This window comes from Nocardioides sp. P5_C9_2, from assembly GCF_054049555.1.
Genome location: NZ_JBFUMD010000174.1, coordinates 1 through 7156 on the forward strand (window position 1 = coordinate 1; position 7156 = coordinate 7156).

Below are 7156 nucleotides of genomic sequence, written 5' to 3' on the forward strand. Positions count from 1 at the left end.
GCGCCGAGCAGCATGTCGCCGCTGGCGCCGGCGGACGCGTCGACCCACACGGTCATCGGGGCGCCTCGTCGCGGAGGCCGGCAACGGCCTCGTCGCGGGGGCCGGCAGGCGTGGCGACGCGCCGGGCGATGCGGGCGGCGGCCACGCCGGCGCCGTACCCGTTGTCGATGTTGACCACCGTCACGCCGGGTGCGCAGGAGTTGAGCATGCCCAGCAGGGCGGCCAGGCCGCCGAAGGAGGCGCCGTACCCGATGCTGGTGGGGACCGCGATGAGCGGCGTCCCGGTGAGCCCGCCGACGACGGACGGCAGGGCGCCCTCCATGCCGGCGACGACGACGAGGCAGTCGACCTCGTCGAGCCGGTCGCGCACCGCCATCAGCCGGTGCAGGCCGGCCACGCCGACGTCGCGGATCTCGACCGGCTCGGACCCGTGGCAGGCGACGGTGAGCGCCACCTCGGCGGCGACGGGGGCGTCGGAGGTGCCGGCGCTGACGACCCCGACCCGGCCGTGGGGCACGGGCAGGGGACCGAGGGTGGCGGCCCGGGCGGTCTCGTGGACGGTCGCGCCGGCGTCGCGGGCGGCGTCCATCGCCTCGGGGGAGAGCCGGGTGGCCAGCACGGCCCGCTCGGGGTGGCTCGCGTGCAGGGTGGTCAGGATCGCGGCCACCTGCTCGGGGGTCTTGCCGGCGCCGTACACGACCTCGGGGTCGCCGGTGCGCGCCGCGCGCTCGAGGTCGACGCGCGCGAAGCCGAGGTCGGCGGTGCGCTGGTCGGGGCGCTGCTCGGGACCGGGTGTCTCGCTCACGCGCGCAACGCTAGCGCCGCGCCCGCTGGTGGTGGAGGGCGCCCGCGCCGGTGCCGGTCGAGACCGGCGTCCCTGCCACCGCCGGTCGAGGCGGGCGTCGGTTCCCGGGGGGACGCACCAACTGGCGGCGTACGACGTGTCTCGGGGACTCGCGTGCGGGGGCGCGCCAACTGGCGGCGTACGACAGGGGTATCGGCCTCAGACCTGTCGCCCGCCGCCAGTCTCGCGGAGGGACCGGTCGCCCGCCGCCAGTTGCGCCTGAGCGGAGCCGGCCGCCGCCGATGGTTGAGGAGGCAGCCCCCCGGGCCCCTACCCGGCCCGGAAGGCGTCGGCCGGGTAGACGCCGAGGACCTTGACCTCGGTGGTGAAGAACTCGAGCTCCTCCAGCGCGTTGCGCACGCCGGGGTCGTCGGGATGGCCGTCGACCTCGGCGAGGAACTGGGTGGCGGTGAAGTGCCCACCCACCATGTAGCTCTCCAGCTTGGTCATGTTGACGCCGTTGGTCGCGAAGCCGCCGAGCGCCTTGTAGAGCGCCGCCGGCAGGTTGCGGACGTTGAAGATGAAGGTGGTCACGATCGGCCCGTCGCCGCGCGGCGCCACGTCGTAGTCGCGGGACAGCACGATGAACCGTGTCGTGTTGTGGTCCTCGTCCTCGACCTCGTCGCGCAGCACCTCCAGGCCGTAGATCTGCGCGGCCAGCGGCGGGGCGATCGCCGCCTGGGTGGGGTCGGCGGCCTCGGCGACCTCGCGGGCCGCGCCGGCGGTGTCGCCGGACACGATCGGGGTCAGCCCCAGCTCGCGGATGACGCCGCGGCACTGGCCGAGGGCGTGCACGTGGCTGTGCACGGTCCGCAGCCGGGTCACGTCGGCACCCGGGGTGGCCATCAGCGCGAACTGGATGCGCAGGAACCGCTCGCCCACGATGTGCAGGCTGCTGGTCGGCAGGAAGTGGTGGATGTCGGCCACCCGGCCGGCGATCGAGTTGTCGATCGGGATCATCGCCAGGTCGGCGTCACCGTTCTCCACCGCGGCGAAGGCATCCTCGAACGACGCGCACGGCAGCGACTCCCAGTCCGGGTAGGCCTGCTGGCAGACCAGGTGGGAGTTGGCCCCCGGCTCGCCCTGGTAGGCGATCCGCCGGGCGCCCGGGCCTGGTGCGGTGCTGGGCGGGGTGGTCGTCACGGCTCGGAGTCTGGCACGCGGACCCGTGTCGCGACCGCCTCGTCTCAGCGCCCGCCATAGGGTCGCCCCCGTGTGGATCCTCGCCTCGATCGCCCTCGTGCTCGCCCTTCTCGCCGTCGCGCTCGCCGTCATCGCCCTGCGTCGTACGGCGGCCGCCGGCACCCGCCCGTCGGCCGACGCCCTGCCCGAGGACGTCCACGGGCTGCGGCAGGAGGTCGCTGCCCTCAAGGCCGAGGCCGGCGACGCGCTGCGCCACCTCTCGGTCGTGCGGTACGACGCCTTCGGCGACGTGGGCGGGCACCTCAGCTGGAGCCTCGCGCTGCTCGACGACGCCGGCCACGGGGTCGTGCTGACCTCGATCCACGGGCGCAGCGAGGCCCGGACCTATGCCAAGAACATCACCGGCTGGACCTGCGAGCAGCCGCTCTCGCCCGAGGAGGACGAGGCGATCGCGCACGCCCGGGGCTGATCCTCCGCGGGCCTTGCCGGATCGCCTGACGTGCTCCGCCCGACGTGGGACGCTGCCGTGCGTCACGAACGAGGAGGACGGGTGCTGTCAGCGCGGTGGGTGCACGTGGTCGCCTGTGTGGTGCTGCTTGCCGGGTGTGGAGGGTCAGGGGCCGACGCTCCCAGGGACGCGGCGATCGAGGACTTCTGCGCGGCCAAGACCTGGATGGTGGCCGAGGGCATGGATCGTTTCCTCGCCAGCGGCCTCCCCTCCGACGACGAGCTCGTCCTCCTGATCCACGACTGGGCAGCAGAGCTGGTGCGCGTGGGGACGCCGGACAACATGTCCCCGGCCGCCCGATCGGGGTTCGAGAAGCTCGTTGCCCGTCTCGAGGAGATGGAGGCGGGCGACGTCGAGGAACGAGGCTTCAACTGGGAGGACGGGGACTGGGAGAACGACGAGGAGAAGTCGTTCGCTCGGTACGTCACGAACACCTGCCCCTGACGCGGCGCACGACCCCCGTCAGCGAGGGACGCGGACCAGCAACCGCCCGTGGATGCACGACATCCGCAGCTCGCGACCGGCGCCGATCGAGTCGCCGTCGAGCTGGCGGGGGGTGTCGGCGGAGGCGCGCAGGACGACCCGCTGACCGGTCATCCGGTTGATCAGCTCGTCGGTCTTGGCGCGCTTGGCCAGCACGCGCAACGCCAGCGGGATCCAGGACAGGAAGCGCTTCGGGTGCAGGATCACCACGTCGAGCACGCCGTCGTCGATGGCCGCGTCCGGCAGCAGCGGCATCCCGGCCTGGAGGTAGCCGACGTTGCCGACGACCACGGTGYGGGCCCGGTGGGTCGTGGGCTCCTCGTCGTCGATCTGCACCTCGATCTTCACCGCGGGGAACATCAGCGACCGCAGCCCGGAGATGACGTAGGCCAGCCAGCCGACCCGTGCCTTGATGCCGTCGTTGACCCCCTCCATCAACGCGGCGTCGAAGCCCATCCCGGCCATCACCATGAAGTGGGTGTCCTCGATCCCGTCGCCGCTGACGTCGACGAGGTCGATGGCCCGGTMCTGGCCGTTGAGCGCCACGTCGATCGCGGAGCGGATGTAGAGGGGGATGTCGAGGTTGCGCGCGAGCAGGTTGCCGGTGCCGGCCGGGATGATCCCGACCGGGATGCCGGTGCCCGCCAGCTCGGCGCACACCTCGCGCACGGTCCCGTCGCCGCCGCAGACCAGGACGAGGTCGGCCCCCTCGACGGAGGCCCTCTCGGCCATCCCGGTGCCCGGGTCCTCGATGGTCGTGTGGTGCCAGCTCGGCTCCGACCACCCGGACTCGACCGCCATCGCGGTGACCATCGCGCGGAACGCGCCGACGTCCTCGACCTTGATCGGGTTGAGGACGACCGCGAGCCGGCGCTCGCTCTCGAAGACCTCCGGGAGCGGCACCTCGTGGACGGCGTGGCCGCGGGGCAGGGGGTTGACGAGCGCGATGAAGAGCAGGGTCACGGCCAGGCCGAGCAGGGTCCCGCCGACCACGTCGGTGGGGTAGTGCCGTCCGAGCATCACCCGGTCGGCCCAGGTGAGGAGGACGAGCAGGACGCAGCCGGCGTACGCCCAGCGCCGCAGGCCGGAGCGGCGTACCAGCATCAGCGCCAGCACCGTCAGGATCGCGGCGTAGGCGGTGACCGACGAGGCGTGCCCCGAGGGGAAGGACTTGCTCTTCAGGAAGTCGGAGGAGGCCTGCCACTCCGGACGGGACCGGGCCAGGCTGAGCTTGAACCCGGTGGTGATCAGTGACGTCGTGATCATCACCAGCACGGTGAACAGCGCGGCCCGGCGGTGCTTGTTGTAGAGCAGCGCGCCGGCCAGCAGCACCGTGAGCACCGTCATCCCGACAGTGCTGAAGGCGTGCTCGAAGAGGCTGAGGAAGGTCAGCAGGTGCTGGTGGTCGTCGGCCCAGTCCTCGGCGTTGCGGCCCCAGGTGTCCACGGCGTCGAGCGGGGAGCGGTCCTGCTGGGCGACCATCCAGGCGATCACGGCGAAGGCGAGGGCGAAGCCGGCAGCCCAGAGGAGGGTCACGTGGCGGGGGCGGTCGAGCACCGCGCCAGTATGCAGGTCCCTTGCGGATAGCCTCTCCTTGTGATCGACCCACGCCTGCTCCGAGACGACCCCGACCGCGTGCGCGCCGCCCAGGCCAAGCGGGGACTCTCCCCCGACGTGGTCGACCGGGCCCTGGCCGCCGACGAGGGCCGCCGCGCCGCGATCGCGGCGTACGAGAACCGGCGCGCCGAGCAGAAGGCGATGGGCAAGCAGGTCGCCCAGGCCCAGGGCGAGGAGAAGCAGGCACTGCTCGCGCAGGTCAAGGACCTCGCGTCCGCCGTCAAGGAGCTCGAGGCCGCCCAGAACGCGGCCGAGCAGGAGTGGGACCAGGCGCTCCGCTCGATCCCCAACGTCGCCTCGGACGAGGCACCGGCGGGCGGCGAGGAGGACTTCGCCCTCATCGAGCACGTGGGCACGCCGCGCGAGTTCGACTTCGAGCCACGTGACCACATCGAGCTCGGCCGGATCCTCGGCGCCATCGACCTCGAGCGCGGCGCCAAGGTGTCGGGCTCGCGCTTCTACTTCCTCACCGGCATCGGCGCCCGCCTCGAGCTCGCCCTGGTCAGCATGGCCATGGACCAGGCCCGCGAGGCCGGCTTCACCCAGGTGATCGCGCCGTCGCTGGTCAAGCCGCGCGCCATGGAGGGCACCGGCTTCCTCGGTCAGGCCGCCGACGACGTCTACCGCATCGAGGGCGAGGACATGTACCTCGTCGGCASCAGCGAGGTCGCCATGGCGGCGTACCACTCCGACGAGATCCTGGACGGCGGGTCGCTGCCGCTGCGCTACGCCGCGTTCAGCCCCTGCTTCCGCAAGGAGGCCGGCTCCCACGGCAAGGACACCAAGGGGATCATCCGCGTCCACTGGTTCGACAAGGTCGAGATGTTCGTCTACACCACGCTCGAGGAGTCGTACGCCGAGCACCAGCGGCTGCTGGCCTGGGAGAAGGAGTTCCTCGACAAGCTCGGGCTGGCCTACCGCGTCATCGACGTCGCCGCCGGGGACCTCGGGCTGTCGGCGATCCGCAAGTTCGACTGCGAGGTGTGGATCCCCACCCAGGGCAAGTTCCGCGAGCTGACGTCGGCCTCCAACTGCCTCGACTTCCAGACCCGTCGCCTCGACACCCGCCAGCGCACGGACGGCGGCATCGCCCCGGTCGCCACCCTCAACGGCACGCTGACCGCGATCACCCGCACGATCGTGGCCATCCTCGAGACGCACCAGAACGCCGACGGGTCGGTCACCGTGCCCGAGGCGCTGCGGCCCTACCTCGGGGGCCTCGAGGTCCTCGAGCCCCTGCAGCCGGTGGGGCACCGCGCGTGAGCGGTTGGGTGCCGCGGCTGGTCGCGCTCGACATCGACGGCACGCTGCTCGCCTGGGTCGAGGGCTCGGGCCAGACCCACGAGCAGGTCTCGCCGGCGGTGTACGACGCCGTCCAGCGCGCCCGGGCGGCCGGTGCCCACATCGTGCTGGCCAGCGGTCGCTCCCCGCACGGCATGACCATGATCGCGGACCTGCTCGACATCCACGACGGTGACCAGGAGCCGCTGTGGATCGTGGCGTCCAACGGCGCCGTGGTCTTCCGCTACCCGCCGGTGGAGGTGGTGCACGAGGAGACCTTCGACGCCGCCCCCGCGGTCGCCGCCGTCCTCGAGCGTCACCCCAACGCGCTGGTCGCGGTCGAGGAGCGGGGCGTGGGCTACCGCGTCAACCGGCACTTCCCCGCGGGCGAGCTCTCCGGCGAGATGATCATCACCGACCTCGACGAGATCGTCGGGCACCCGGTCAGTCGCGTCATCATCCGCGATCCCGACGCCACCGCCGACGACTTCGTCGAGCTGGCGCAGACGCTCGGGCTGCACTCCATCGGCTACGTCGTCGGCTGGACCGCCTGGCTCGACCTCTCCCCGCAGGGCGTGCACAAGGCCTCCGGCCTGCAGCACGTCGCCGACGAGCTCGGCGTCGACCCCCGCGACGTGCTGGCCATCGGTGACGGCCGCAACGACATCGAGATGCTCCGCTGGGCCGGTCGCGGCGTCGCCATGGGCCAGGCCGTCCAGGAGGTCCACGACGCCGCCGACGTCGTGACCGACACGGTGTACGAGGACGGGGCCGCCGTCGAGCTCGTCCGATGGTTCCCCTCGTGACCAGACCCCGTCTGGTCGCCACCGACCTCGACGGCACCCTGCTCCACTCCGACGGCACCGTCACGGACCGCACCCGGGGGGTGCTCGGGGCGCTCGACCAGCTCGGCGTACCCGTCGTCTTCACCACCGGGCGTCCCATGCGGTGGATGGAGCAGCTGTGGGAGGAGGTCGGGGGGCACGGCCTCGCGATCTGCAGCAACGGCGGCATCGTGTACGACGTCGCCCGTCGCTCCGTCCGCACCGCGCGGACCATCCCCACCGAGGTGCTGCTGGAGGTCGGCGCGGCGATCCGCAGCGAGATCCCCGGGACGACCTTCGCCCTGGAGAAGACGTCCGGCTTCGCTCGCGAGCACGACTTCATGCCGCGGCTGAAGGTCAACACCGTGCCGGACGTCCCCACCGGGACGCTCGAGGAGATCGCCGACGACACGGTGGTCAAGCTGCTCGCGCGGCACGAGGAGATCGCCCCCGAGG

The 7156-nt window shown here is 72.4% G+C and carries 8 protein-coding genes; 5 read left to right on the forward strand and 3 right to left on the reverse strand.

The genetic code is table 11. The annotated features are described in order from the left end of the window. Positions 1 to 52 precede the first annotated feature (52 nt). Positions 53 to 805, reverse strand: a complete 753-nt coding sequence (gene larB, locus ACXJKL_RS10470; RefSeq protein WP_457206996.1) for a nickel pincer cofactor biosynthesis protein LarB — start codon at positions 803 to 805, stop codon at positions 53 to 55. A 309-nt stretch (positions 806 to 1114) separates the two neighbouring features. Continuing rightward, positions 1115 to 1987 (reverse strand): prephenate dehydratase, encoded by an 873-nt coding sequence (locus ACXJKL_RS10475; RefSeq protein WP_457206997.1) that lies wholly within the window; start codon positions 1985 to 1987, stop codon positions 1115 to 1117. Positions 1988 to 2057: 70 nt separating this feature from the next. Here ACXJKL_RS10475 and ACXJKL_RS10480 point away from each other — a divergent pair, with 70 nt between their 5' ends. Both ACXJKL_RS10480 and ACXJKL_RS10485 read left to right on the forward strand, forming a co-directional pair. After that, the gene (locus ACXJKL_RS10480; protein ID WP_457206998.1) at positions 2058 to 2456 is read left to right on the forward strand and encodes a DUF4446 family protein; all 399 of its coding nucleotides are present in this window, start codon (positions 2058 to 2060) and stop codon (positions 2454 to 2456) included. Between the two features lie 81 nt (positions 2457 to 2537). Further along, the gene (locus ACXJKL_RS10485; protein WP_457206999.1) at positions 2538 to 2939 is read left to right on the forward strand and encodes a hypothetical protein; all 402 of its coding nucleotides are present in this window, start codon (positions 2538 to 2540) and stop codon (positions 2937 to 2939) included. An 18-nt stretch (positions 2940 to 2957) separates the two neighbouring features. On the opposite strand, the gene ACXJKL_RS10490 is transcribed toward ACXJKL_RS10485, so the two are convergent. Beyond that, on the reverse strand, positions 2958 to 4535 hold the full coding sequence (locus ACXJKL_RS10490) for a YegS/Rv2252/BmrU family lipid kinase (RefSeq protein ID WP_457207000.1): 1578 nt from the start codon (positions 4533 to 4535) through the stop codon (positions 2958 to 2960). A 39-nt stretch (positions 4536 to 4574) separates the two neighbouring features. Between ACXJKL_RS10490 and serS the strand changes: the two genes are divergently transcribed. The 3 genes from serS to ACXJKL_RS10505 all read left to right on the forward strand — a co-directional run. Beyond that, complete coding sequence (gene serS / locus ACXJKL_RS10495; RefSeq protein WP_457207001.1) at positions 4575 to 5858, forward strand: serine--tRNA ligase; 1284 nt, start codon at positions 4575 to 4577, stop codon at positions 5856 to 5858. Beyond that, a complete protein-coding gene (locus ACXJKL_RS10500) occupies positions 5855 to 6682 on the forward strand; it encodes an HAD family hydrolase (protein WP_457207002.1) in 828 nt (275 codons plus the stop codon). Before serS ends, ACXJKL_RS10500 begins: the two co-directional genes overlap by 4 nt. Then, positions 6679 to 7156: HAD family hydrolase (locus ACXJKL_RS10505; protein ID WP_457207003.1), on the forward strand; the 478-nt coding region annotated here is incomplete at its 3' end. The genes ACXJKL_RS10500 and ACXJKL_RS10505, both read left to right, overlap by 4 nt.